Source organism: Microbacterium sp. FG3 (genome assembly GCF_057809335.1).
In genome coordinates this window covers 15,229-38,241 of the sequence record NZ_JBMDJT010000006.1, presented here as the reverse complement: position 1 = coordinate 38,241, position 23,013 = coordinate 15,229, and the positions used below count along the sequence as shown (strand labels likewise).

General features: G+C 71.9%; 24 protein-coding genes. 10 read left to right on the top strand and 14 right to left on the bottom strand.

Annotated elements, in window-relative coordinates; all coding sequences use genetic code 11:
* Window positions 1-48: 48 nt before the first annotated feature.
* Entirely contained in the window at window positions 49-1,503 is a 1,455-nt protein-coding gene (locus ACODR5_RS03515; protein ID WP_488982749.1) for a lipase maturation factor family protein, read from the top strand.
* Window positions 1,504-1,506: 3 nt separating this feature from the next.
* Here the strand turns inward: ACODR5_RS03515 and ACODR5_RS03510 are convergent, their stop codons facing one another.
* The 5 genes from ACODR5_RS03510 to ACODR5_RS03490 form a co-directional block, all read right to left on the bottom strand.
* Window positions 1,507-2,067: a hypothetical protein gene (locus ACODR5_RS03510; RefSeq protein WP_460815852.1), complete on the bottom strand. Its 561-nt coding sequence runs from the start codon at window positions 2,065-2,067 to the stop codon at window positions 1,507-1,509.
* Between the two features lie 121 nt (window positions 2,068-2,188).
* A complete protein-coding gene (locus tag ACODR5_RS03505; protein WP_488982748.1) occupies window positions 2,189-2,734 on the bottom strand; it encodes a hypothetical protein in 546 nt (181 codons plus the stop codon).
* 327 nt (window positions 2,735-3,061) lie between these two features.
* A complete protein-coding gene (locus ACODR5_RS03500) occupies window positions 3,062-4,084 on the bottom strand; it encodes a transposase (protein WP_488982747.1) in 1,023 nt (340 codons plus the stop codon).
* Window positions 4,085-4,467: 383 nt separating this feature from the next.
* Window positions 4,468-4,896: a hypothetical protein gene (locus ACODR5_RS03495; protein ID WP_449853510.1), complete on the bottom strand. Its 429-nt coding sequence runs from the start codon at window positions 4,894-4,896 to the stop codon at window positions 4,468-4,470.
* A gap of 83 nt (window positions 4,897-4,979) precedes the next feature.
* Complete coding sequence (locus tag ACODR5_RS03490) at window positions 4,980-6,152, bottom strand: phosphotransferase family protein (protein ID WP_488982746.1); 1,173 nt, start codon at window positions 6,150-6,152, stop codon at window positions 4,980-4,982.
* A gap of 112 nt (window positions 6,153-6,264) precedes the next feature.
* On the opposite strand from ACODR5_RS03490, the gene ACODR5_RS03485 reads away from it, so the two are divergent.
* Window positions 6,265-7,887, top strand: a complete 1,623-nt coding sequence (locus tag ACODR5_RS03485) for a sensor histidine kinase (protein ID WP_488982745.1) — start codon at window positions 6,265-6,267, stop codon at window positions 7,885-7,887.
* Window positions 7,872-8,546, top strand: coding sequence for a response regulator transcription factor (locus ACODR5_RS03480; RefSeq protein ID WP_449853513.1), 675 nt, complete (start codon window positions 7,872-7,874; stop codon window positions 8,544-8,546). The genes ACODR5_RS03485 and ACODR5_RS03480 overlap by 16 nt, the downstream gene beginning before the upstream one ends.
* 4 nt (window positions 8,547-8,550) lie before the next feature.
* Here ACODR5_RS03480 and ACODR5_RS03475 read toward each other — a convergent pair whose 3' ends face one another.
* From ACODR5_RS03475 to ACODR5_RS03460, 4 genes are read right to left on the bottom strand one after another with little or no spacing between them, the layout of a single operon-like run.
* Window positions 8,551-9,156, bottom strand: a complete 606-nt coding sequence (locus ACODR5_RS03475; protein ID WP_488982784.1) for a nucleoside deaminase — start codon at window positions 9,154-9,156, stop codon at window positions 8,551-8,553.
* An 11-nt stretch (window positions 9,157-9,167) separates the two neighbouring features.
* Window positions 9,168-9,347, bottom strand: a complete 180-nt coding sequence (locus ACODR5_RS03470; RefSeq protein ID WP_449853515.1) for a hypothetical protein — start codon at window positions 9,345-9,347, stop codon at window positions 9,168-9,170.
* Window positions 9,348-9,373: 26 nt separating this feature from the next.
* The gene (locus tag ACODR5_RS03465) at window positions 9,374-12,361 is read right to left on the bottom strand and encodes an AAA family ATPase (RefSeq protein WP_488982744.1); all 2,988 of its coding nucleotides are present in this window, start codon (window positions 12,359-12,361) and stop codon (window positions 9,374-9,376) included.
* Window positions 12,358-13,536, bottom strand: a complete 1,179-nt coding sequence (locus ACODR5_RS03460; RefSeq protein WP_488982743.1) for an exonuclease SbcCD subunit D — start codon at window positions 13,534-13,536, stop codon at window positions 12,358-12,360. Before ACODR5_RS03460 ends, ACODR5_RS03465 begins: the two co-directional genes overlap by 4 nt.
* 92 nt (window positions 13,537-13,628) lie before the next feature.
* Here ACODR5_RS03460 and ACODR5_RS03455 point away from each other — a divergent pair, with 92 nt between their 5' ends.
* A complete protein-coding gene (locus ACODR5_RS03455; RefSeq protein WP_488982742.1) occupies window positions 13,629-13,931 on the top strand; it encodes a DUF1905 domain-containing protein in 303 nt (100 codons plus the stop codon).
* Between the two features lie 4 nt (window positions 13,932-13,935).
* Here the strand turns inward: ACODR5_RS03455 and ACODR5_RS03450 are convergent, their stop codons facing one another.
* Together ACODR5_RS03450 and ACODR5_RS03445 are read right to left on the bottom strand one after the other, a co-directional pair.
* Window positions 13,936-14,367 carry a type II toxin-antitoxin system VapC family toxin gene (locus ACODR5_RS03450; protein ID WP_488982741.1) on the bottom strand — a complete coding sequence of 144 codons (432 nt, stop codon included), beginning with the start codon at window positions 14,365-14,367 and terminating at the stop codon, window positions 13,936-13,938.
* 5 nt (window positions 14,368-14,372) lie between these two features.
* Window positions 14,373-14,633, bottom strand: a complete 261-nt coding sequence (locus tag ACODR5_RS03445; RefSeq protein WP_488982740.1) for a type II toxin-antitoxin system prevent-host-death family antitoxin — start codon at window positions 14,631-14,633, stop codon at window positions 14,373-14,375.
* 163 nt (window positions 14,634-14,796) lie between these two features.
* Here ACODR5_RS03445 and ACODR5_RS03440 point away from each other — a divergent pair, with 163 nt between their 5' ends.
* The 3 genes from ACODR5_RS03440 to ACODR5_RS03430 all read left to right on the top strand — a co-directional run bounded on the left by ACODR5_RS03440 (window position 14,797) and on the right by ACODR5_RS03430 (window position 18,628).
* The gene (locus ACODR5_RS03440) at window positions 14,797-15,123 is read left to right on the top strand and encodes a hypothetical protein (protein ID WP_449853521.1); all 327 of its coding nucleotides are present in this window, start codon (window positions 14,797-14,799) and stop codon (window positions 15,121-15,123) included.
* Window positions 15,124-15,194: 71 nt separating this feature from the next.
* Window positions 15,195-15,650 (top strand): (deoxy)nucleoside triphosphate pyrophosphohydrolase, encoded by a 456-nt coding sequence (locus ACODR5_RS03435; RefSeq protein ID WP_488982739.1) that lies wholly within the window; start codon window positions 15,195-15,197, stop codon window positions 15,648-15,650.
* Complete coding sequence (locus tag ACODR5_RS03430; RefSeq protein ID WP_449853523.1) at window positions 15,647-18,628, top strand: DEAD/DEAH box helicase; 2,982 nt, start codon at window positions 15,647-15,649, stop codon at window positions 18,626-18,628. Before ACODR5_RS03435 ends, ACODR5_RS03430 begins: the two co-directional genes overlap by 4 nt.
* Window positions 18,629-18,746: 118 nt before the next feature.
* On the opposite strand, the gene ACODR5_RS03425 is transcribed toward ACODR5_RS03430, so the two are convergent.
* Window positions 18,747-19,136 carry a PNPOx family protein gene (locus tag ACODR5_RS03425; RefSeq protein ID WP_488982738.1) on the bottom strand — a complete coding sequence of 130 codons (390 nt, stop codon included), beginning with the start codon at window positions 19,134-19,136 and terminating at the stop codon, window positions 18,747-18,749.
* Between the two features lie 51 nt (window positions 19,137-19,187).
* Between ACODR5_RS03425 and ACODR5_RS03420 the strand changes: the two genes are divergently transcribed.
* Together ACODR5_RS03420 and ACODR5_RS03415 are read left to right on the top strand one after the other, a co-directional pair.
* Entirely contained in the window at window positions 19,188-19,967 is a 780-nt protein-coding gene (locus ACODR5_RS03420) for an alpha/beta fold hydrolase (protein WP_488982737.1), read from the top strand.
* Between the two features lie 9 nt (window positions 19,968-19,976).
* The gene (locus ACODR5_RS03415) at window positions 19,977-20,762 is read left to right on the top strand and encodes an SseB family protein (protein ID WP_488982736.1); all 786 of its coding nucleotides are present in this window, start codon (window positions 19,977-19,979) and stop codon (window positions 20,760-20,762) included.
* A gap of 56 nt (window positions 20,763-20,818) precedes the next feature.
* Here ACODR5_RS03415 and ACODR5_RS03410 read toward each other — a convergent pair whose 3' ends face one another.
* Both ACODR5_RS03410 and ACODR5_RS03405 read right to left on the bottom strand, forming a co-directional pair.
* Entirely contained in the window at window positions 20,819-21,535 is a 717-nt protein-coding gene (locus tag ACODR5_RS03410; RefSeq protein ID WP_488982735.1) for an alpha/beta fold hydrolase, read from the bottom strand.
* Window positions 21,536-21,576: 41 nt separating this feature from the next.
* A complete protein-coding gene (locus ACODR5_RS03405) occupies window positions 21,577-21,867 on the bottom strand; it encodes a GNAT family N-acetyltransferase (RefSeq protein WP_449853528.1) in 291 nt (96 codons plus the stop codon).
* Between the two features lie 383 nt (window positions 21,868-22,250).
* Here ACODR5_RS03405 and ACODR5_RS03400 point away from each other — a divergent pair, with 383 nt between their 5' ends.
* Window positions 22,251-22,967 (top strand): winged helix-turn-helix domain-containing protein, encoded by a 717-nt coding sequence (locus ACODR5_RS03400; RefSeq protein ID WP_488982734.1) that lies wholly within the window; start codon window positions 22,251-22,253, stop codon window positions 22,965-22,967.
* The last annotated feature ends 46 nt before the right edge of the window (window positions 22,968-23,013 follow it).

The window sequence follows — 23,013 nt, the reverse complement described above, 5'->3', positions numbered from 1 at the left end:
GGTCGCGCGCCGTGGAGTGACCGGCCCGCGCCGCCTATCGTGTGACGCATGGACGGCTTCGCGGCGGTCGACTTCGAGCTCGCGCGGCAGGTGCTGCAGCGCGGCGTCGCGGCGCTGTACCTCATCGCCTTCCTCTCGAGCCTGAACCAGTTCCGGCCCCTGCTCGGCGAGCGCGGGCTGCTGCCCGCACCCGAGCTGCTGGCCTGGGCGCGCTCGTCCGACCGCGCCGGGCGGATGCTGCGGCCGACGCTGTTCCGATGGATCCGGTACACGGATCGCCGGCTCGTCGCGCTCTGCGTGGCGGGGATCGTCGTCTCGGCGCTGCTCGTGGCGGGCCTGCCGCAGCTCGGGCCGCCGTGGCTGCCGATGCTCTGCTTCCTCGCGATCTGGTTCGGCTACATGTCCATCGTCTCGATCGGGCAGACGTTCTACGCCTTCGGCTGGGAGATGCTGCTGCTCGAGATGGGCTTCCTCGCCGCGTTCCTCGGCTCGAACGGCCAGCCGCCGGCCACCGGGATCCTCGTGATGTTCTGGTGGCTGGCGTTCCGGCTGGAGTTCGGCGCCGGCATGATCAAGATCCGCGGCGGCCGCGAGTGGCGCGACCTCACGGCCATGACGTACCACCACGAGACGCAGCCGATGCCCGGGCCGCTCAGCAGGCAGGCGCACCTGCTGCCGCGGTGGTTCCACCGGTTCGAGGTGATCGGCAACCACATCGCGCAGCTGCCGGCGCCGTGGCTGCTGTTCGCCCCCGCACTCGGGCTGCTCGTGCCCGACGCGATCCCGCAGGCGATCGGCGCGGCGGCGGCGGCCGTGATGATCCTGACCCAGCTGTGGCTCGTGGCGACGGGCAACTTCGCGTGGCTGAACTGGTCGGCGATCGTGCTGGCCGCCTCGGCGATCGCGGTGCCGTGGGCGCCGTCGCCGTCGGCGGAGATCCCGCCGTGGTGGATCGTCGTGACGAGCGTCGTCGCGGTCGGCTACGCCGCGCTCAGCTGGCCGGCCGCGCGCAACCTCGCCTCGCGCGGGCAGCTGATGAACGCGAGCTTCAACCGGTGGAACCTCGGCAACACGTACGGCGCGTTCGGCACCGTGACGCGCGTGCGCGACGAGGTGGTCGTCGAGGCGACCGAGGACGACGATCCGCACACGGCCCGCTGGGTGGAGTACGCGTTCAGGGGCAAGCCGGGTGACGTGCGGCGCATCCCGCCGCAGGTGGCGCCGTACCACCTGCGGCTGGACTGGCTGATGTGGTTCCTCGCCCTCGGCCGCGTGGAGGAGTGGTTCGAGGTGTTCCTCGTGCGGCTGCTCGAGGCCGATCGCGCGACGCTGCGCCTGCTGCGCCGCGATCCGTTCGAGGGCCGCCGGCCGTGCTGGATCCGCGCCACGATGTACCGCTACCGGTTCGCCACGCGCGAGGAGCACCGCCGCACGGGCGCGCGGTGGGTGCGCGAGGAGCAGTACCGCATGGTGCGGCCGATGGCGCTCGCCGACCTCGCGTGAGCGTCAGTCCCGGTCGGCCTCCACGCGGTCGCGCAGGCCCACGCGATCGGGGATCTCCATGGCGAGGCCCGGCAGCCAGCTCGACGGCTTCGGCCACGGCCGCGACGACGGCAGGGCGCGCAGCAGGTGCCGGATGTCGGCCTCGCGCGGGTTCTCGGAGCCGGACGCGGGCAGGATGCGACGCGGGGCGCGGTGCCCGAGCGCGCCGCACCACCAGTGCCGCCACGTGTCGGGCGCCGCCTCGGGCTCGAGCACGATGTAGTAGTCGGGCATGAGCGCGCCGCGCTCGAAGTGGGCGAGGGCCTGCTCGACCTCGACCTCGAGCGCGCCGAGCGTGGCGCGCTCCTCGAACAGCTCCACCCAGGCGGCGGCGACGTGCTCGAGCGGATCGGCGTCGTGCACGATCCACGGGCGGCTGGTGGCGGTGATGCGGCGGGCGGCGAGGGCGGGCTCGGTGTCGCGCAGCGAGAGCGTCTCGACGCCGTCGATCCCGTCGAGGTTCGCGAGGGCCTCATCGGAGGCGGATCCGACGACGGCCACGATGGTTCCTGTCGTGTTCTCCATGCCCCACTGTATGGCGATCCGCCGGGCGCTTGGCAAGACCCTCGCGCGGCTCCGCGGCCCCGATGCACGACGCAGCGCCCCGGACGGCCCGTCCGGGGCGCTGCGATCGGGCGGCAGGGCGTCAGTCCGACGCCGCGGAGCCGATCGACGCCGCGCTGGGCGCGGACGCGGCCGACACCGCCGACGCGGGCGAGCCGGGAGCCGGAGCGGGAGCCGGAGCCGGAGCCGGAGCCGGGGCGGGAGCCGGCGCGGGAGCCGGGGCCGGCGCGGCTGCAGGCGACGGCGCTGAGGCGACGGTCGCCGGGGAGGCGGGCGTCGCCGGGGAGGGAGCGGTCGGGGCCGAGGGCGCCGTGGCGGGCGAGGCCGCGGTCGGTGCGGACGTGGGCGAGACGCCCGTGGTCGCGGTGTTCGCCGTCAGGGCGGACGCCGCCGTCTCGGGCGTGACGATCGAGAACGAGGTGCCGTTCTCGGACATCCGCAGCTGGATCGTCCCGTCCTCCCCGACCGCGACCTTGCCGCCGTTCCCGGCGGGCACGCTCTCGTTCGCGTCGCCGCGCAGGTCCATCGACGCGGCCGTCGCGGCGGCGCCGCCGGCGAGGATGACGACGCCCACGACGCCCGTGACGCCGTAGGCGATCCACTTCTTGTTCAGGCGCTTCTTCTCCATGATCTTCGTCTCTTCTCTCCGCCGCGGCGGTGTCGGTGTGCGATCCGATGCCGGTCGTTCCGGCGATGTGACCACTCTCGCGAGCCCTCCTAAAGGCGCCGGGAACCGGCGGTGAGGCCGTTCTTAGGAAGCCCGCGCGGTTCTTCGATTCGCCCGGGATCCGCGCGATTCCGCGGCGGCTCGATCGGGTTCCCTCATGCGATGGTTCCGCCGCGGCGCAGGCGGAGGATGCGCGCCGGCTTGCGGTGGTCACTTCATCTACGCGGCTGCGCCGCTCCGTTCAGCAACCGATGGTCCGGAAGGGATCGGTTGACGCTTCTATGTGTGTCAAGTGTGTTCGAGGAGTCGGTAGGTGTGTCGGGCGATGTAGCGTTTCAGGCTTCGTCGGATGTCGCGGTCGGTGCGGCCTTGTTGGCGTCGGCGGGTGATGTAGGCGCGGGTTTCGGGGTGTGTGCGGGCTCGGGTGATCGCGATGCGGTGGAGGGCGGCGTTGAGGCGTCGGTCGCCGGATCGGTCGAGTCGGTGGCGTTGGTGGTTGCCGCTGGAGACGGGTTTCGGGGCGGTGCCGGCGATGCGTGCGAACGCGGCTTCGGAGCGGATCCGGCCGGGGTGTGACCAGGCGGTGTAGATGGTGGCCGCGCTGACGGGGCCGATGCCGGGCTCGGTCAGCAGGTCGGGGGCAGCGCGGCGGACGATGGTGAGGATGTCGTGCTTGTTGGCGGCCAGGGCGTCGTGCAGCTGGAGGATCCGGGTGGCCAGGCGGGCGGCTTCGGCGGCGGCGATGGTCGTGGCGGGCTCGTCGTGCGCGGCCGGGCTGGTCAGGTGGCGGATGGTGGATAGCGGGAGGGTGGTGCGCGCGTCGATGCCGAGAGCGAACCGGCGGGTCAACGCGATCAGCGCGTTGGTCTTCTGGGTCTTCTCGCGGGTCATGTCTTCGCGGGCGGTCAGCAGCACGCTCAGCGCGTCGCGGTCTGTGCCGGCGCGGCGGTCGCGGAGCGCGTCGGTCTCCAACGGCAGGGTCGAGGTCGCGGCCAGGACCGCGTCGATGCGGTCGTCTTTCCCCGCTCGCCGGTATCCGGGCGTGGGCGCTTCGACCACCCGGTATCCGGCACTCTCGAGCTCGACCGACAGGCGCCGCCCGTAGGAGGAGGCCCCGTCGATCGAGGCCAGCACGGCACCACCGGTGGTGTGGGAGATCCAGTCGCGGGCCTTGCCGATCCCCGCGGTGGTGTTCGGGAACGACCGTTCCGCGATGACCCGCCCCGCGGTGGTGACGATCGCGTACTGGTGGGCGCGGGCATGCGTGTCGACCCCGATGACGAAGTCGTAGACGTCTGCGACGATAGGCAACAGCGGCATCCTTCCTGGTGATTGGGCAGCGATGGTCGCGGCCGGTGCCAGGGCCTGCACAACGTGCGTCTCGGGACGGAACTGTCACGAGCCGGCTAAGCAGCGTGGCGTGCTTCTATCAAGTCACCGAGACAACGCAGGCCCGGCACCGGCGTCCCCACGCGGCGGACGAATCAACCGCACGACACACCCTCACGAGCAGTCAGCTGAACGGGGAGTCACCCCGCGCGGAAACACCAGCACCGAGCCTGCCAGCCAGCACCACCGGCCGCCACCGACAATGACAGCTGAACGGAGCGGCGAAGCCGCGGAGATGAAGCGACCACCGCAACTCCACACGAAAGCCCCGCCGCTCGGACGAGCGGCGGGGCGGGGCGCGAGGATCAGTCGCTCTCGGCCGACGCGACGGAGGCGGCGCTCACCGGCGACGGAGGCGAGACCGGCTCGGGCGCGGGAGCCGGGGCCGGGGCGGGCGCAGGCGCCGGAGCGGGGGCGGGCTCCGGAGCGGGAGCGGACGGCGCGGATGCGACCTCGCCCGGGGTCGCGGCCGAGGCGGTGCTCGGGCCGGCGGTCGAGGCGGGGGTGGCCGCCGTCGCGGTCTCGCCGGGCGTCGCCGCGCTGATGGCGAGCGTCCCGCGGGCCACCGCCTGGCGCGACAGCTCGGTCTCGGCGCCCGTGATCGTGCCCTGCGCGATGACCTGGCCCGTGCCCGTGCGCAGCTCCATGGCGGAGGCCGCGGCGAAGGCGCCGCCGCCGATCACGGCCACGCCGAGCGCACCGGTGACTCCGTAGGCGATCCACTTCCTGTCCATGCGTCCTCCTGCGTGTGCGTTCCGGGCGCTCTCAGTCTCGCGAGGCGCGCTAAACGGCTCGGAAGCCGTTCATGAGAAGGCTCTTAGGCGCCCGCGTCGGCCGCCGAGCGCAGGGGCGCGTCGTCGCGGATCGCCTCGGCGAGCGCCAGCAGCCGCCGGGCGCGAGGAGCACCGGCGCGCTCGGCCGCGGCGAGCGCGTGGCCGAGCAGGTGCACGACGGCGAGCGCGCCCACGCGAGGCGAGCGCCACCGCTCGCGCGCGCCCTCGGCGAGCGCCCAGATCCGGTCGAGCCCGCTCATCCCCTCCGTCAGCAGCGCGCTGGCGGTCGCGTGCGAGACGAACGCGGCGGCGTCCTCGGCCGCGTCGCCGATCCCGGCCGTATCGGCGTCGATGATCCCGCTGATCCGGATGTCGCTGCCCGTGCCCTGCAGGAACAGCTGCCCGAGGTGCAGGTCGCCGTGCACGACGACGCGCGGGCCGGTGCCGGCGGCGAGGGCGGACGCCGCGGCATCGCGCAGCGCGTCGACGCGGCGCCCCTCGCCCGGCAGCGCGTCTCGCAGCCGGACGGCGTACCAGGGCAGCCGCGCCGGCACGCCCGTGCGCGCCTCCCACGGCGCCGTCGCCGCCGCCACGGCCGAGCGCAGGCGGTCGGCCTCCGCGAGCAGCTCGTCGGGGTGCCACTCCACCTCGGTCGCCGCGACGCCCTCGGCCTGGTCGATGACGAGCACCCCGTCGGGCGACCAGCCCCGCACGGCGGGCACGGGCAGCCCGGCCTCGCGCAGGGTGCGGTGCGCCTCGACGACGCGCTCGATGCGGCTCGGCCGCACCACCTTGATCCAGGCGCTGCCGCCGTCGGCCGGCACGCGCAGCACCGCGCGCCGGCCGGGCCGGTACCCGACCATCTCGGGCGCGCCCTCGGCGTCGATGCCGAGCCGACGCAGCAGCACCCCCAGGGCCCCGCCGAAGGCGACGGGCACGAGCGCGGGCAGGTGCGGATCGGCGGGGTGCGTCCACACCCGCGCGACCCCTTCGAGCACGAGGCCCGTCTCGGCGGGCACGGGCAGGCCCGAGGTGTCGACGTACGCGAGGGAGGTCGCTCCCCCGTCGTGCGCGACCTCGAACCCGGCGACGGATCCGCCGCGCCCCAGCGGCTCCCGGCTGATCAGCCGCAGCGCGGCGGGGTCGGTCTCGAACGCCTCGGCCAGCAGCGCCGCCTCGTCGATCCGCGCGGCCGCGGGCACCTCGGTCTCCTGCATGATCCAATCCCACCACCGCCGTCTCAGACGCGCACCGCCCGCGGGGTGAGAGTGCTCTTATATTCGCGCTGTCCGGCCGTTTCCCCTCCGGCGCGCACGGAATACTGAACGCATGGATTCGCCCCAGGCCGCACCGAGGCGCCGCCGCGTGCTCTCGGTGCGCGCGCGCCTCATGGCGGTGATCACGGCGGTGGCCGTCGTGGGCCTGGCGGGCGTGGGCGGCGCGGTGTACCTGGTCGAGCGCGAGCGCATCCTCGCGTCGGTGGAGGATCTGCTGCTCGACAACCTGGGCTCGGCGCAGCAGTTCGTGCAGAACGTCGTGGCCGATCAGCCCGGCGCCACGGCCCGCGACGCGCTGCGGGTGGTGGTGGAGCGCATCAGCCCCGACGACAACATGGGCGTGCTCGGCATCGTGAACGGCGCCGCCGAGCTCAAGCCGGGCGTGCCACTGGACCTCGATCTGGAGGACAACGCCGGCTTCGTCGAGCACGTGGTGCGCGAGGCGGATCAGCGCAACGCGATGCTCGGCCGCTACGTCGACGGCGACTCCGCCTGGCAGTACCTGGCGACGCCGATCGTGCTCGAGGGCGACACCGGCGACGACGAGGTGCTCTTCGTCATGGCGTACGACCTCAACGCCGAGCTCGCGGAGATCAACGAGCCGGCCCGGGCGTACCTCGTCGCCTCGGGGATCATGATCGTCCTCATCGTGGCGGCGGGCGCGCTGGCCGCGGGCCGGCTGCTTCGGCCGCTGCGTCAGATGCGCGAGACGGCCGAGCGCGTGTCGGGCCAGTCGCTCACCGAGCGCCTGCCCATCGAGGGCCGCGACGACGTCTCGGAGCTCGCGCGCACGATGAACGACATGCTCGACCGTCTCGACCAGGCGCTCGATTCGCAGCGGCAGCTGCTGAGCGACGTGCGCCACGAGCTGCGCACCCCGATCACGATCGTGCGCGGCCATCTCGAGCTGATGGATCCCGCCGATCCGGCCGACGTGCGCGAGACGCAGGAGCTCGCGATCGACGAGCTGGACCGGATGAGCACGCTCGTGCAGGACCTCTCGGAGGCCGCGTCGCTGCACGGCGCGTCTCCCGTGCGCGTCGAGCCGACGGACGTGCCGGATCTGCTCTCGCAGATCGTGCGCAAGGCGCGGGCGATCGAGGGCGCGACGGTGACCGAGGGGCCCGTCGTCTCGGCCGTCGTGCCCCTGGATCCCGGCCGCGTCACGCAGGCCGTGCTGCAGCTGACGCAGAACGGCGTGACCCACGGCGGCGGCCGGCTCGTGATCGGCAGCCGGATCGCCGACGGCGCGCTGGAGATCTGGGTGCGCGACTTCGGGCCCGGCATCCCCGTCGAGGCGCGCGAGCGGGTGTTCGAGCGCTTCCACCGCGAGGACGCCACCGGGCGCGGCAGCGGGCTGGGCCTGAACATCGTGCAGGTGATCGCCCGCGCCCACGGCGGCTCCGCCCGCGTGATCGACCCCTACGACGGCCCGGGCGCGGTGTTCGTCCTCTCGTTCCCGCTGCCGCACGGCGCTCCCGGCGAACCGGAATCGACGTCGGGGGTGCCGGCCGATGCGGACATCCCGCCGCGGCCTCCGCTGCCGGCGGCGGATCGCGGTGCGGACGGCGGTCCGCGATCGGGCCCGTCCGCCGATCCGGGTGTCGATCCGTCCGGTTCCGATCCCTCCCCCGATTCCCCGACCGCGAAGGAGACGCCGTGGCCTCGATCCTGATCGCCGACGACGAGGCCCGCATCGCCGGGTTCATCGAGAAGGGGCTGCGTGCCGCGGGCTTCGCCACGCGCGTCGCGCCCGACGGGGCCGAGGCCCTGGACCTGGCCCTGACGGGCGAGTTCGACCTGCTCGTGCTCGATGTGAACATGCCGCGGATGGACGGCTTCGCGGTGCTCGACCAGCTGCGCGGTTCGGGCTCGCGCATGCCGGTCATCATGCTCACCGCGCGCACCGACCTGAACGACACGGTGGCGGGCCTGGAGGGCGGCGCCGACGACTATCTCGGCAAGCCGTTCCGCTTCGACGAGCTGCTGGCGCGCATCCGGCTGCGCATGCGCGCGGCCGAGGAGGGCGCGGGCGCGGGCGGCGCCTCGGGCGAGCTGCGGCATCGCGACCTCGTGCTCGACGTGCGCTCGCGGCGGGCGGTGCTCGACGACGGCACGAGGGTGGATCTGTCGGCGCGGGAGTTCGCGCTGGCCGAGGAGCTCGTGCGGCACGCGGGCCAGGTGCTCAGCCGCGAACAGCTGCTCAGCCGCGTGTGGGGATTCGACTTCGACCCGGGATCGAACGTGGCCGACGTGTACATCGGCTACCTGCGCCAGAAGCTCGGCGCGGATCGGATCGAGACGGTCCGCGGCGCCGGCTACCGCATGGCGTGACGCGCTACGCGCCGGAGCGGGCGTTGTAGACCGTGACGTCGCCGGCGTCGACCCCCGCTCCGTAGGCGCGCAGCACGGCGACGCCCTCGTCGTGCAGCACGCCCTGGGCCACGCGGATGCCGCGCGCCTCGAACTGCTCGGCCCAGTCGGCGACCATGGGGCCCTCGTCGAAGGTGGTGATCTGCTCGACCTCGGGGCCGTCGACGCCGATGACGAGCGAGCGGACGCCCGACCACAGCACGGCACCGTAGCACTGCACGCACGGCCGCGCGTTGACGACGATCTCGTGCTCGGGCAGGCCCTCGCCGCCGAGATCCCACGCGCCCAGGTGCGCCTGTGCGAGGCCGAGCGCGACGACCTCGGCGTGCGCGGACGAGACGCCACTGCCGAGCACGGCGTTGACGCCGACCGACACGATCCGGCCGGTGGCGCGCTCCGACACGATCGCGGCGAACGGCCCGCCGCTGCCCTCGCGCCAGTTGCGGTCGGCCAGGCGGTGGGCGAGGGCCATGCGGTCCTCGACGGCGGGGATCTCATCGGGCAGGTCGGCGAGCTCGTCGCGCACCCAGGCGGGCAGCGCGATCGTGAAGCTCTCGGCGAGCGGCGGCATGTCCACGGCGCTCACTCTTCGCTGCGGCTGAAGACGAGGCGCAGCGCGGCGAAGACGAGGACCGCCACGACGGCGACGGCCACGAGCTTGGCGATGAACCACATCAGCGAGAAGAGCAGCTCGATGACGAACCACGCGATGACGACGGCGACGATGACGCCGATCCAGGTCCACAGGGTGCTCTTGTTCACGCTTCCAGCCTAGGCCCCGGTGCGGATCACGCGAAGGCGGGCGCGTCCTGGTGGATCACGCTCCAGCCGTGCGGGGTCTGCTCGACGCGCAGCTGGGCGGGGATCTGCTCCTTCATCGCCTCGACGTGGCTGATGACGCCGACCGTGCGGCCGCCCTGGCGCAGCTCGTCGAGGGTGCGCATGGCGACGTCGAGGGTCTCGGCGTCGAGGGATCCGAAGCCCTCGTCGATGAAGAGCGTGTCGAGGCGGATGCCGCCGGCCCGACTCGTGACGACCTCCGCCAGGCCCAGCGCGAGGGCGAGGGAGGCGAGGAACGTCTCGCCGCCCGAAAGCGAGTGCGGCGGGCGGGCGCGCCCGGTGAAGCGGTCCATCACCTCGAGGCCGAGCCCGCTCGCGGCGCCGCGCGCGGCGAGGGCGTCGCTGTGCTGCAGGCGGTAGCGGTCGCCCGACATCTCGGCGAGCCGGGTGTTCGCGGCCGCGACGATCTCTTCGAGCTCGGCGGCGAGGACGAAGGTCTCGAGCTTCATGCGCCTCGCGTTCGGCGCGCGGCCCGCGACGGTGTCGGCGAGGCGCCGGATCGCGGCGGCCTCAGCCGCGAGGCCGGCGATCTGCGCGTGCGCGGCGGCGATGCGCTCGACGGCGCCCTCCAGGGTGCGGGCGCGCTCGGCGGCGGCGGTGTGCGCCTTCACGGCGGCTGCCCACGCCTCCTTGGCGGCGGCCACCGCGGCGGCGCTCGCGGTCGTGTCGACGGGCTCCTCGGGCAGCGCCTCGAGCTCGAGCTCGAGCAGGGTCGAACGCGTGGCGGCGAGGGCCGTGTCGTGCTCGTGGATGCGCGCGTCGAGGGACTCGCGCTGCGCCGCGTCGCGCAGCGCGGTGAGCGCCTCGGCGGGGTCGGGGAAGCCGGCCTCGTCGACCGCGGTCTGCAGCGCGGCCGCGGCGTCGGCGGCGGCCTTCTCGGCGCGCGCGGACTCGCGCTGCGCCTCGGCGTAGGCGGTCGCGGCGGCGACCAGGCGCTCCTCCGCGTCGATGCGGGCGGCCACGGATTCGGCCGATCCCCGCACCTCCGCGACGGCGGCGCGGTTCTGCGCGAGCGCGGCCTCGGCCGCCTCGATGCGCGCGTCGAGGTCGCTGCGCTCGGCGATGATCGCCGCGTGCTCGGCGTCGGCCCGCTGCGCCTCGGCCTCGAGCGCGTCGCGCTCGGCGACGAGGCGCTCCTTCTCGGCGGCGGCGGCCTCGGCGGCGGAGAGCTCCTGCTGCTTCGCGGCGAGCGCGGCCTCGAGCTCGTCGGCCGTGCCGCCGGCGGCGTCCCTCTGCGCGTCGGCGTGGGCGCGGTCGGCCTCGGCGAGGGCGGCGTTGGCGGTCTCGTACGCGGCGGTCGCGTCGCGGCGGGCGGCGTCGGCGCGCTCGATGTCGTCGACGGTGACGGGGTCGTCGCCGCGCCCGGCGGGCGCGGGGTGGCTGGTCGATCCGCAGACCGCGCAGGGCTCGCCGTCGACGAGCTCCGCCGCCAGTTCCCCCGCCATTCCGGCGAAGCGGCGCGCCTGCAGGTCGGCGAGGTGCGCCTCGGCCTCGTCCTTGCGCCTCTTGGCCTGCTGCAGTGCCTCGAAGGCGGCGCGCTGGGCGTCGGCAAGCGCCGCGAGCGAGCGTGTTGCGGCGAGCCGGGACTCGAGGGCGGCGACCGCCTGGCGCAGCGCGTCGATGGTCGCGGCGGCGACCTCCGCGCGGCCGAGCGTGGCCTGGATCCGCTCGCGCTCGGCGGGCAGCGCGCGCGTGCGCTCGGCGAGGGCGGCTGCGCGCTCGGCGGCGTCGGCGGCGCGGGCGCGCAGATCGCCCAGCGCCCGCTCGTCGGCGTCGAGCCGGGCCTCGATGTCGCGCAGGGGTCGCCACGATCCGATGCGCTGCTGTGCCGCCGCGACGAGCTCGTCGAGGGCGTCGGGGTCGGCGCCGGCCTCGTGGCCTGCGCGGGCGTCGTCCCACTCCGCGCGGGTGTCGTCGAGCGCGGCGCCGGCGGCCTCGACCGCGGCGAGCGCGCGGGCGGCGGCGTCCTTCGCGGCGCGCACGGGCTCGGCGCGCTGGGCGGCGTCGCGCTCGGCGCGCAGCGCGGCGATGTCATCGGCACGCGCCTCGAGCGCGGCGAGGGACTCGCGGGCGGCGTCGCGGCGCCGCTGCTTGTCGCGCTGGGCGGTGCGCTCGGTGTGCGCTGCCTCGGCCGCGGCGAGCTGCCCGGTCACCTGCTGCTGGGCGGCGTCGGCCTCCTCGGCGAGGTGTCGCGCCCGGAGCGCGGCGCTGCCGATCCAGGCGATCCGCTCGTCGAGGCCGGGCTCGCCCTCGAGCGGCTCGAGGATGTCGCCCGCCGTCGCCTCGGCGTGCTCCAGCCGCGCCGTGAGGGCCTGGCTCTCGCCCTCGACGCGCGCCACGGCGTCCTTGCGGCGCTCCTCGAGCGCGCGCTCGTAGTCCTCGAAGCGCTTGGTGCCGAACAGCGTGCGCAGCAGCGCCTGCCGCTCGTCGTTCCTGGCGAGCAGGAAGCGCGCGAAGCGACCCTGGGCCAGCAGGATCACCTGCAGGAACTGCTGCTGGTTGAGTCCGATGACCTCGTCGACCAGCTGCGCCACGTCGACGGGGCGCGCCGCGCGGCCGATCCACTCCTCGCCGACGCGCTCGTACATGCGCGCCTCGGCCTTCTGGGGCGTGAACCCGTCGCCGCGCTTCTTCGGCCGCAGGTAGTCGGGCGACCGCTCGATGCGCCAGGTGCGCCCGCCGGTGGTGAACTCGAGCGCGACCTCGGTGGGGTCGTCCGGCCGCGTGTGATCGCTGCGCAGGCGCTTGTCGCCGTCCTCGTAGCGGGGCACCGATCCGTACAGCGCGAAGCAGACGGCGTCGAGGATGCTCGACTTGCCGGCGCCCGTGCGTCCGCCGATCAGGAAGATGCCGTCCGCGGCATACGCGTCGAGGTCCACGGTCTGGCGGGCGCGGAACGGCCCGAACCCCTCGATCTCGATGCGGTGGATCCTCATGCCGGCACCGTCGCCTCACGGTCGGCCGCGGTGCGCGCGGCGATGACGTCGGCGAGCAGCTCGTGCTCGTCGGCCGTGGCGCCCTCGCCCTCGCGCACGTGGGTGAGGAACGTGTCGATCAGCTCGCCGTCGCTGCGCGCGGCCACGACGCGGGCGCGGTAGCTGAGGCCGTCGTCCTCCGCGCGGTTCTGCGGGTCGAGCTGGATGGTGGCGCAGTGCGGGAAGCGCTGCTGCAGGCGGCGCATCGGCTCGGGCTGCGGCGTCGCGTCGGTGAGGACCGCGCACACCCAGGCGTCGGCGTGCACATCGTGCGCGACGTCGGACAGCAGCTCGTCGAGCGTGCCGCGCAGGGTGACGAGCGGGCGCGGCACGGGCAGCTCCAGCCACTCGACGCCCGCGAGCCCGTCGGCGTCGAGGTCGACGAGCCACGAGCCGCGCGGCTTGCCGGCCTCGCTGAAGCTGTAGTGCAGGGGCGCGCCGCTGTAGCGGATGTGCTCGCCGAGCCGCGAGCGGCCGTGGATGTGCCCGAGCGCGACGTAGTCGGGGCCGTCGAAGGCCGCGAGCGGCACGACGTCGAGCGACCCCTGCCGCAGGTCGGTGCGGATCTCGCGCTCGACACCCGGGCTCGCCTCGACGCCGGCGGCGAAGCAGTGCGACGCCACGACCGATCGGCCGCCGCGCGCGGCACGATCCTCGTTCACGAGCGACATCGCGTGCGCGATCGCCTGCTCCTGGGTGCGGATGACGGTGCCCGGCCAGATGCCGCGCACGATGATCGGCTCGAGGTACGGGATGCCGTAGAAGTGCACGGGCCCGTGCTCGTCGGCCAGCGTGACGGGCGTGCCGACGCCCGCGGGATCGGTCACGACGTGGATCCCGTCGCGCAGCAGCGGCGCCATGAACCCGAGCCGCGCCGCGTTGTCGTGGTTGCCGCTCGTGAGCACGATCTGCGCGCCCGCGTCGCTGATGCCGCGCAGCACGTCGGTCAGCAGCGTGTAGCAGGCGGCCGCGGGCGTCGCCGAGTCGAACACGTCGCCCGCGATCACGACGACGTCGACGCGGTGCTCACGCACCTGATCCGTGAGCGTCCCGAGCACACCGCGCAGCGCATCGAGGGTCGAGTTCCCGTGGAACGACCGCCCGATGTGCCAGTCAGAGGTGTGCAGGATCCGCATACCCCCACGGTAAGGACGGCCTCCGACATTCCCGCGGCACACCGCCGCGGTTGCGCCGATCCCCGGCCGGATCGCCGCGGGATGATGGATCCATGCCGACGTACACCTTCACCGCGCCGCTGTGGAAGTGGTCCGCGCGCACCGAGGCCGGCGGCTGGTGGTTCGTGAGCCTGCCGTTCGAAGTGGCCGACGCCGTCGAGGGCCACGCGATGCCCGGCGCGGGCTTCGGCAGCGTGCCCGTCGAGGTGACGGTGGGCGCCACGACCTGGCGCACGAGCGTCTTCCCCAGCAACGAGCAGAAGACCTACGTCCTGCCGATCAAGAAGTCCGTCCGCACCGCCGAGGGCATCGGCCCGGGCGACGACGTGCGCGTGGAGCTGCGGGTGGAGGGCTGAGTCCTCAGCCCTCGCTCGCGAGAGGCTCCCAGGGGTTCACGATCTGCACGCCCGTCGGGGCGAAATCGGCCACGTTGCGCGTGGCGACGATCAGGCCGTGCACCAGCGCCGTCGCGGCGATGAGTCCATCGCGAATCGGCCGCGGGTTCGGGACGTGCAGTTCGGCGTCGCGGTACGCGATCTCGTACGTCACCGGCAGGACTCGGCCGCTGAAGAGCGGAAGCACCTCGTCTTCGAACCAGGCCTCGAGGCGATTGCCGCTCGTCGGGTCCGTCCGCTTCTTCTGGAGGATCCCGCGCTGAATCTCCCCCACGGTGATCACCGAGAGGTAGGTGTCGAGTACGTCGACGTCACTCAGCCAGGTGGTGACGTGGGGATCACGCCGTTCGGGAGACCTTCGCGCCTCGGAGACGACATTCGTGTCGAGGAGGAACATCGTGTTCAGTCCGCGAGGTCCGGAATGACGGCAAGGGACCGATCCGGCTCGATCTCGAGATCATCATCGTCACCTCTGCGCGCACCGAGCACGTCGAGGAGCGTGCGGCGTCCACGGCGTGGGTCGAACAGCCTCGCGTAGTCAGCTGCCGAGAGCAGCACGGCCGTCGTGCGGCCGCGTTCGGTGATGAACACGGGCTCCGCCTCGGCCATCGCCTTGACCTCGCTCGGTCGCTGATTGAACTGGGTTGCCGTGACCCTTGACATGTTCACCCCCGCATGTGGGTAGGTAGGTAGTTATTTTATGGCGCGGTTCCGCTCCGGGCAACGGCCCGAGGCTGTCAGCTTGTGCAGACCGCGTCCGCACAGGGTGTCGGTGCCTCACGGCAGGATGTCGCCCAGATCGGGACGCCACTCGAGGAGGCATCAGATGACCAGCCCAACCCCAGGAACGGGTGCGACCGCCCACTACCCCCAGGACCGATACCCCTACGTCATCACGCGAGTGAGCGAGACGGGCAACACCTTCTGGATGACTCCACTCGCCGAGGTAGACACCTCGACGGGACACGAGCCTTCACACTTCGACGGCCCTTTCCCGGTCTGGCGCCACACGTACACCCCGAGCGAGCTGCTGAGCATGCGCCAGGAGGACGCGCGCGAGATCAGGGTGACGCTCACCGCGAGAGGCTGGACCCACGGCGGCGTGCCGGTGACCGTCGGCAAAGCGCACTACTACCGCAACTACTCGTACTGATCGGCGCGCCGGGCGAACAGGCAGAGTGGGTGCGGCGCGATGTCCCGCGCGTCAAAGCCGTGAGTCCGCTCGTGTCGGTCGCAGCCGATAACGTGGCAACCAACGCCCACCTCACCACCCAAGGGACCATCGTGAAGAAGCAGATCAATGTTGTCGGCGCGGTCATCGTCAAGGACGCCCTGATCCTCTGCGCGCAGCGTGGGCCCGGCAGCCTGGCGGGAATGTGGGAGTTCCCTGGCGGCAAGATCGAGCAAGGCGAGACACCCCGTGAAGCCCTTCTCCGGGAGATCGACGAGGAGCTTCATTGCACTGTCGAGGTCGGCGAGGAAGTGACGACCACGACACATGAATACGAGTTCGGCATCGTAACGCTTACGACCTTCCTGTGTGAACTCGTCGATGGCACGCCGGAGCTCACCGAGCATGCGGAGGTTCGTTGGCTCCCGCCGTATTCGCTATCCGACCTCGAATGGGCACCCGCCGATGTCCCCGCCGTGGAGATTCTGCAGGATAAGCTCGCGGCGTGAGCAATCCCGACTTCACGCGGAGCGACGAACTCCAGCTCGACATCGACTTTGGCTATCTCAGCAAGGACACCGACGCGCCGCGGCAGTTCAACCCGAGAGTCGTACTCAACACCGAGGACATAAAGGTCCTGCACACGCTCGCCGAGGAAATCCGCCGTTGCGACACATTCACGTTCTCGGTCGCGTTCGTGTCGTCACGCGCGATCCAGCTGCTCAAGCAGGAGTTCGCGAACTTCGCTGGTAAAGGGCGGATTATCACGTCGGATTACCTCGGCTTCAATGCACCAACCGCATTCGACGAACTGCTGAATCTTGGGGATCAGCTCGGCATCGAGGTCCGGCTTCACGATTCGCGGGCGTTCCACCCCAAGGGTTACATCTTCGAATCGGCCCGTTCCATCACCGCCATGATGGGGAGCTCCAACCTCACCCACACCGCGATCGCGTCGAACCACGAGTGGAACCTCAAGGTCACCGCGTCCCGGGGAAGCGATCTCGCCGACCAGATCTCGCGCCTCGTTACGCGGCAGATCGAGGATTCGAAGCCGCTCACTCGCGATTGGATCGAGCAGTACCGCAAGCGGTACGTGCCTCCGACGGCCCGCTCAACGCCGACGGATCGCCCCGACTTCTCCGATGCGCCCGACTCGATCGCGGACGAACCCGTCGCCGACGACGCAGACCCCCGCCCCGAACGCGTCCGGCTCGCACCGGCGCGACCGGATACCACCGAGCCCGAGACGCTGTGCCCGAATCGCATGCAACAGGACGCGCTCCACGAGCTGGCACGGGTGCGTGCGGAAGGCGCCAACCGGGCGATCGTGGTGTCGGCGACAGGCACAGGCAAGACCATCCTCTCGGCGTTCGACGTGCACGCATGCGCGCCCAAGAGGCTCCTGTTTGTGGTTCACCGCGAGCAGATCCTCGATCGCAGCATCGCCGAATATCACCGCGTGCTTGGCGGATCTCTCGCGGACTACGGCAAGTTCACGGGCAACGTGAAGCAGCAGGACCGCCGTTATGTCTTCTCTACCGTGCAGACGCTGTCGCGAGCGCTCGACCAGTTCCGTCCCGATGAGTTCGACTATGTGGTGATCGATGAAGCTCATCGCGCCGGCGCGGAGGGGCATCTCCGGGTGCTCACGCACTTCACACCGAAGTTCATGCTGGGTATGACGGCTACGCCCGAGCGCACCGATGCATTCAACGTGTTCGAGCTGTTCAACTACGTCGTGCCGTACGAGATTCGGCTACAGCACGCTCTCGAAGAGGGGATGCTCGCACCCTTCCACTACTACGGCGTTGCCGATGTGACGCTCTCGGACGGCACGACCATCAACGCCGAATCCGACCTGTCAGCGCTCATTAACCCGGAACGTATCGATCATGTGATTAAGGCCATTGAGCTCTACGGTCAGGCAGGCGTCGCGCCGCGCGGGCTCATCTTCTGCAGTCGGCAGACAGAGGCACATGCACTGTCCTCGGCGCTGAACGAGCGAACTCTGCACGGCAAGCCGCTCCGCACCATTGCTCTCACGGGATCCGACAGCATGGACGTACGTGAAGCCGCCGTGGGAAGCCTTGAGCGCGGCGAACTCGACTACATCCTTACTGTCGACATTTTCAACGAGGGTGTCGACATCCCGTCGGTGAATCAAGTCATCATGCTGCGTCAGACGCAGTCGCCGATCGTGTTCGTCCAGCAGCTCGGTCGGGGGCTGCGCAAGGCTGCCGGTAAGGAATATCTCGTCGTCATCGACTTCATCGGCAACTACGCGAACAACTTTATGATCCCGATCGCGCTCTACGGGGATGAGACCCTCAACAAGGAGTCCCTACGCAAGGACCTAGTCACGGATAGGGGCGTCCTTCCGGGCCTTTCCAGCATCTCCTTCGATCAGATCTCGAAGGAACGGGTGCTCGCTGCTATCCAGTCCGCGAAGCTCACCAGCGCCGCGAGCTTGCGACGCGCGGTGAAGTCGATGTTCAACCGCCTTGGGCGCGAGCCCTTGCTCTGGGACTTCTGGCGCTTCGAGTCCACTGACCCGGTCGTTCTTGCGACCCACCGCGAACACTTCCCTGCCCTCGTCGCGTCAGCGCTGGGGAACGCGCTGCCGCTCACGGATACGGAGAGTAAGGCACTGCAGTTCATTACCCACGAGCTGCTCGTCGCCAAACGCCCGCATGAGCTCGTGGCGCTTCGCGCCCTTTTGGAGAGTGGCGGCGTTCTGGATCGCGACGACCTTGCTGCAGCTCTTGCCCTCCGGGGCGCCTCGACCTCGGCCCGTGCGCTCGACGCCCTCATTCGGGTGCTCACGCTCGAGTTCCAGATTCAGCAAGAGGTCGCTCGTTATGGCGCCCCGATCATTGTGCGGCGTAGTAGCGGGATTGCGCTGAGCGAGGATTTCACCCGCTCGTACGCAGCGGACGCACGGTTCGCTGAGGCTGTAGATGACGCTATACAAACAGGTCTGGCGCTCATCGAAGCCCGATACGCCGCCGACCGCCCGCTGAAGCCCGGCATGCAGTACACACGCAAGGATGCCTGCCGCCTTCTCGGCTGGGACAACAACGAGATGGGCGCAATCTTCGGCTACAAGGTTCACCGCGCGACCTCCACGTGCCCGATCTTCATCACCCTTCACAAGGACGAGGACGTCTCGGCGAGTACGGCGTACGACGATGAGCTTCTCGATGCATCGAACGTCCATTGGTTCACAAGAAGCCGTCGGACGCTCGCGACACCCGAGGTGCGTTCGATCATTCAGGGCGAAGTCGACGTGCACGTGTTCGTCAAGAAGGACGATGCTGAGGGCGCCGACTTCTACTACCTCGGGCAGGCACACGCGTCCAACCCCATGCAGACGACAATGCCTGACAAGGACGGCTCACCGCTCGACGTCGTCCACATGAATCTTCGACTCGAGTCGCCCATGCCGCACGCTCTCTACGCCTACTTTCACCCGTCGTTGGACTAGTGCCCCAGGGGAAGCGAGGGCGGCAGCCCGGCATCCGGCGGATGGATCGGTCCCGGCGCGGGCCGGAGCCGACGGGTCGTGTGACGGGCGGCGCTGAGGCGCCCCGCGCCGGTGCGCTCTACTCCCCCACCACCCGCAGCAACCGAAACTCGCGCCGCCGCAGCAGGCGCAGCACCCACGACGCCGGGGGCCCGAACGCCCGCAGCCCATCCCGCACGCCGTAAGGCTCGACGGCGGTGATGCGGTACCACCGGCCGCGGTGCAGCACCCGCCCGCCGCCGGCGCGCACGTTGCGGTACCAGTTGACGCCGTCGCCATAGGTGAGCTCCGCGACGAGACCCTCGGGCACACGGGCGAGGATCAGCGGCGCCTCGTACGTGCGCCCCGACTTGCGGCCCACGTGCTCCACGAGCGAGAACGGCCCGCGGCCACGCCGGGCCGCGCGCAGGGTCAGCGGGTTGAGCGTGCGGTTGAGCAGTGCGAGGTACCGCTTCTTGAAGGCGCGCATGCGGCACAGTCTGCTCCGGTCCGGGCCGCGCCGCCCGGGTAGGTTCGATCCATGCGTCTCGAACCGCCGGCCCGCCCGTTCACGTACGAGGGCGCCACGCTCGTGTGGGAGGAGCGCGGATCGGGCGACGTGACGTTCGTGCTGATCCACGGGATCGGGATGGGGCGGAGCGTGTTCGGCGGGCTCGGCGAGCGGCTGAGCGCCCACGGCCGGGCGATCGCGATCGACCTGCCCGGCTACGGCGAGGCGCCCGAGCCGCCGCGCGTGCCGACCGTGGAGCGGATGGCCGACATGGTCGCCGCGTTCCTGCGCGCGCACGGGATCGAGGCGCCGGTGCTCGTGGGGCACTCGATGGGGGCGCAGGTGGCCGTCGAGGTCGCCGCGCGGCACCCGGCCCTCCACGCCCGCCCGGTGCTCATCGGGCCGACCGTGGAGATCGGAAAGCGCCGCGCGTTCACCCAGCTGCGGCGCCTCGCCACCGACCTGCTCGACGAGAGCCCCAAGGTGCTGCTCATCGGCGCGCGCGAGTACGTGCGCGCCGGGCCGCACCTGCGCCTGAAGATGCGCGCCATGCTCACCCACGCGCCCGAGCGGGCGTTCCCGCGCGTGGCGGAGCCCGCGCTCGTGCTGCGCGGCGAGAAGGACCTCGTCGCCCCGCACGACTGGTGCCGCGCCGTCGCCGACGCCCTGCCGCTCGGGCAGCTGCGCGAGATCCCCGACAGCGGGCACGAGGCGATGATCCGCAACCCCGACCCGGCGGCGGATCGGATCGTCGCATGGCTCGCCGAGACCGGCGAGCGCGGGGTCGCGGATGCCGATCCGTCCGCGTAGCGTGGCGGGATGACAGACCCCCAGCAGCCATCGCTCGTGCAGCACGCCCGACTCCAGCAGGCGCTCGACGCCTGGGCTGAGCGGAAGGACGCGCAGACGCACAGCGACGCGCTGCGGCGGGCCATGTCGGGCCAGCTGCTGCTCGACATCAGCGCGTCGACGTTCGCCGATCCCGACAACCCCATGCAGCAGGGCGACACGCTCGCCGTGGCCTCCGTGCGCGACGCCGACGGCAAGGACCTGCTGCTGGCCTTCACCGACAACGATCGCCTGCGCGCGTTCACCACTGCCGAGGAGCCGCGCTCCCTCGCCCAGTCGGGCGCGGCGACGCTCGAGCACGCCATCGCGCAGCACGAGGGGATCGCGATCGACGCCGGCACGGACGGCGCGTTCATCGCGTACGCCGACGAGATCTCGCGCGCCTTCGGTGCCAACCCCGCCGACGCCGCCCGACTCGCCTCGGCGACGGTGGACGGCGGGGTGCCGCTCGACGAGTTCCTGGGCCTGCTGCGCGACGCCGTCGTCTACGTGGGCGGCATCCCCGTCGCGGGCGAGGACGGCGAGGTCACCGGCTACCGGATCGCGACCGCCACGCGGGCGGACGGCGGCGTGCTGCACGCCGTGTTCTCCAGCCCCGCCGAGCTGTGGGCCTGGGCGCCCGACGCCATGGCGCAGCCGACGACGATCGACCGGATCGTCGAGAGCGCCCGCGACGACGGCATGGCCGGTCTCGTCGTGAACCCCGTCGGCCCGAGCGCCGAGCTCGAGCTGGCCTGGTTCGACCGCGCGGAGTGACGCCGGGCCGGGAGTGACACCGGGCCGGGCGCAGAACACCCCCGACCCGGGGCCCGCTACTCCCGCTCTTCGGCCGCCCGGTTCGCCGCCTCCACGAGCACCTGCGCGGTCTCGGCGGGCTTGGTCAGCTGCGGCCAGTGGCTCGTGGGCAGCCCGATGATCGTGAGCTCGTGCACGGCGCCGAGCTCGGTGGTCATGGGGTGCCCCGCCTCGATCAGCTGCTCGATCTGCTCCTTCGGGAACGCCGTGGCGAACACCGTCACGGGGATGCGGTGCCGCGCCTCGTCGCGCAGGCGGATCGGCTCGGACGCGACGCGCGCCGGCTGCGGGATCGCGTTCGCGACGAACTCCGCGAGCTGCTGCTCGGCGAAGTCGGCGAACTCCGCGTCCTCGAAGTACGACGCGCGGTCCTCGGGGAACGGGATGACCCCGTCGACGACGGGCAGCTCGTCGTTGACGACGAGGCCGTCCGGCGGCGGGAACGAGTCGACGAACACGACGTGCGCCACGCGATCCGGCCGCGCGTCTGCCGCGCCCCACGCCACGTTGCCGCCGCCCGAGTGGCCGGCGAGCACGACCGGCCCGTCGATGCCGTCGATCAGCGCGACGACCGCGTCGATCTGATCCTGCAGCCCCACATCCTTGCTGTCGCCGGGCGCGAGGCCCGGCAGCGTGGGCGTGTGCACGCGGTGCCCCGCGGCCTCGAGGGCCGGCACCTGCGCCGACCACGACGATCCGTCCAGCCAGAAGCCGGCGATGAGAATGATGTCCATGCCCCGACGCTAGACCGGGCCACCGACATCCGAAACGCCCGTCAGCGCGCGGCGAGCACCCCGGCCCGCTCCGGATGGGCGGCGAACCAGTCGGCCACGTACCAGCACACGGGCAGCACCTCGCGGTCGCCGCGCGCCTCGATGTCGGCGACGGCACGCTCGGTGATCTCGCCGGCGTACCCGTGCCCGCGGAACGACGGCACCGTGAACGCGCGCGTGAGCGCCACGGTGCGGCCGTTGTCGCGGTAGTCCAGCACGCTCACCAGGTCGTCGCCGCGGTGCAGCGTGTAGCGGGAGGCCGCGGTGTCGTTCGCGAACGTGAGATCGGTCACCCGAACAGGCTACGCGCGTGCGGCGACACCGGCGCCGGAACGCCCGATGACGTCATGTTTCGTCACGCGGCGACGCGGTTTGACATGCGGCGTCACACCGGGCAATAATCGGCGGCATGTCTGCCAACGCCACGATTCTGTCCGCCCAGGAGGCGAACGGAGTTGCCGGGATGATGATGCCCGGTCGCGTTGGCATGTGCTGTCGAATGTGCCGCTGAGTCGAATCCGTTCCTCGCTGCACCGCTCGCGCCGCTCTGACGGGCGCTGAGCCCGAGTTCCCCGCGGAGCTCTCCCCGCCGCATCCTCACGCGGCCCCGCTGCATCGCATCCCGATGCCGCATCGACGCACACCCGCATCGGGTGACATCCCCAAGGACCTCCTCATGTCGAACACCGCCTTCCTCGACCGCCCCGCTGCCACCCAGACCTCGACCCGGGCCGCCGCCGACACGGCAGCCCCCGCCGGCTCCCCGATCCGCTCCTCCGCCGCCGCCCTGCCCGCCGGCACCTCGCCCCGCGGCTTCGCGCTGTACGTGGGAATCGACGAGGTGAAGGCCGCCATCGACGGCGTCAGCCTGCCCACGCTCGTCGAGGCGCTGCGCCGCACGCTCGCCGAGCTCGCGCCGAGCGCCGAGACCTACGCCGCCGTGGCCCTCGCACCGCAGTCGGCCGGCGGGCGCGACGTGGACGTCGTGCGCCTCGCGCTCAAGGAGCCGGGCGCCGCCGCGCGCGCCAAGCAGGAGGCGCCGAAGCCCGAGACGGGCACGGGTGTGGTCGTGGATCTGTCGCGCAAGCGCATCGTCATCGACGGCGAGACCGCGCCGCTCACCTTCAAGGAGTTCGAGCTGCTGCAGTACCTCGTGCTGCGCGAGGGCCGCACGATCGCGCGCGGCGAGCTCGTCGAGTCGCTGTGGGACGCCGCCGACGCGAACGCGCCCGGCGAGCGCACGATCGACGTGCACGTGCGCCGCCTGCGCGCCAAGCTCGGCCGCTACGAGGAGATCGTCCGCACGGTGCGCGGCGTCGGCTACCGCTTCGACCGCCACGCCGACGTCGCCATTCGCTACGGCACCGGCACCCCCTCCCCCGACCGCTTCTGATCCGCACCCTCACACCTCGCGTGTCGGCGGCCCGGCGTAGCGTGGG

What these genes read in the sequence shown, in the direction of transcription:
- ACODR5_RS03450 (WP_488982741.1), bottom strand. Translation starts at nt 14,367, where the DNA reads ATGTTCCTCCTCGACACGAATGTCGTCTCCGAGGCGCGAAGGTCTCCC.
- ACODR5_RS03445 (WP_488982740.1), bottom strand. Translation starts at nt 14,633, where the DNA reads ATGTCAAGGGTCACGGCAACCCAGTTCAATCAGCGACCGAGCGAGGTC.
- ACODR5_RS03425 (WP_488982738.1), bottom strand. Translation starts at nt 19,136, where the DNA reads ATGCGCGCCTTCAAGAAGCGGTACCTCGCACTGCTCAACCGCACGCTC.
- ACODR5_RS03415 (WP_488982736.1), top strand. Translation starts at nt 19,977, where the DNA reads ATGACAGACCCCCAGCAGCCATCGCTCGTGCAGCACGCCCGACTCCAG.
- ACODR5_RS03495 (WP_449853510.1), bottom strand. Translation starts at nt 4,896, where the DNA reads ATGGACAGGAAGTGGATCGCCTACGGAGTCACCGGTGCGCTCGGCGTG.
- ACODR5_RS03490 (WP_488982746.1), bottom strand. Translation starts at nt 6,152, where the DNA reads ATGCAGGAGACCGAGGTGCCCGCGGCCGCGCGGATCGACGAGGCGGCG.
- ACODR5_RS03460 (WP_488982743.1), bottom strand. Translation starts at nt 13,536, where the DNA reads ATGCGGATCCTGCACACCTCTGACTGGCACATCGGGCGGTCGTTCCAC.
- ACODR5_RS03475 (WP_488982784.1), bottom strand. Translation starts at nt 9,156, where the DNA reads ATGCCGCCGCTCGCCGAGAGCTTCACGATCGCGCTGCCCGCCTGGGTG.
- ACODR5_RS03465 (WP_488982744.1), bottom strand. Translation starts at nt 12,361, where the DNA reads ATGAGGATCCACCGCATCGAGATCGAGGGGTTCGGGCCGTTCCGCGCC.
- ACODR5_RS03420 (WP_488982737.1), top strand. Translation starts at nt 19,188, where the DNA reads ATGCGTCTCGAACCGCCGGCCCGCCCGTTCACGTACGAGGGCGCCACG.
- ACODR5_RS03505 (WP_488982748.1), bottom strand. Translation starts at nt 2,734, where the DNA reads ATGGAGAAGAAGCGCCTGAACAAGAAGTGGATCGCCTACGGCGTCACG.
- ACODR5_RS03485 (WP_488982745.1), top strand. Translation starts at nt 6,265, where the DNA reads ATGGATTCGCCCCAGGCCGCACCGAGGCGCCGCCGCGTGCTCTCGGTG.
- ACODR5_RS03410 (WP_488982735.1), bottom strand. Translation starts at nt 21,535, where the DNA reads ATGGACATCATTCTCATCGCCGGCTTCTGGCTGGACGGATCGTCGTGG.
- ACODR5_RS03400 (WP_488982734.1), top strand. Translation starts at nt 22,251, where the DNA reads ATGTCGAACACCGCCTTCCTCGACCGCCCCGCTGCCACCCAGACCTCG.
- ACODR5_RS03455 (WP_488982742.1), top strand. Translation starts at nt 13,629, where the DNA reads ATGCCGACGTACACCTTCACCGCGCCGCTGTGGAAGTGGTCCGCGCGC.
- ACODR5_RS03515 (WP_488982749.1), top strand. Translation starts at nt 49, where the DNA reads ATGGACGGCTTCGCGGCGGTCGACTTCGAGCTCGCGCGGCAGGTGCTG.
- ACODR5_RS03440 (WP_449853521.1), top strand. Translation starts at nt 14,797, where the DNA reads ATGACCAGCCCAACCCCAGGAACGGGTGCGACCGCCCACTACCCCCAG.
- ACODR5_RS03510 (WP_460815852.1), bottom strand. Translation starts at nt 2,067, where the DNA reads ATGGAGAACACGACAGGAACCATCGTGGCCGTCGTCGGATCCGCCTCC.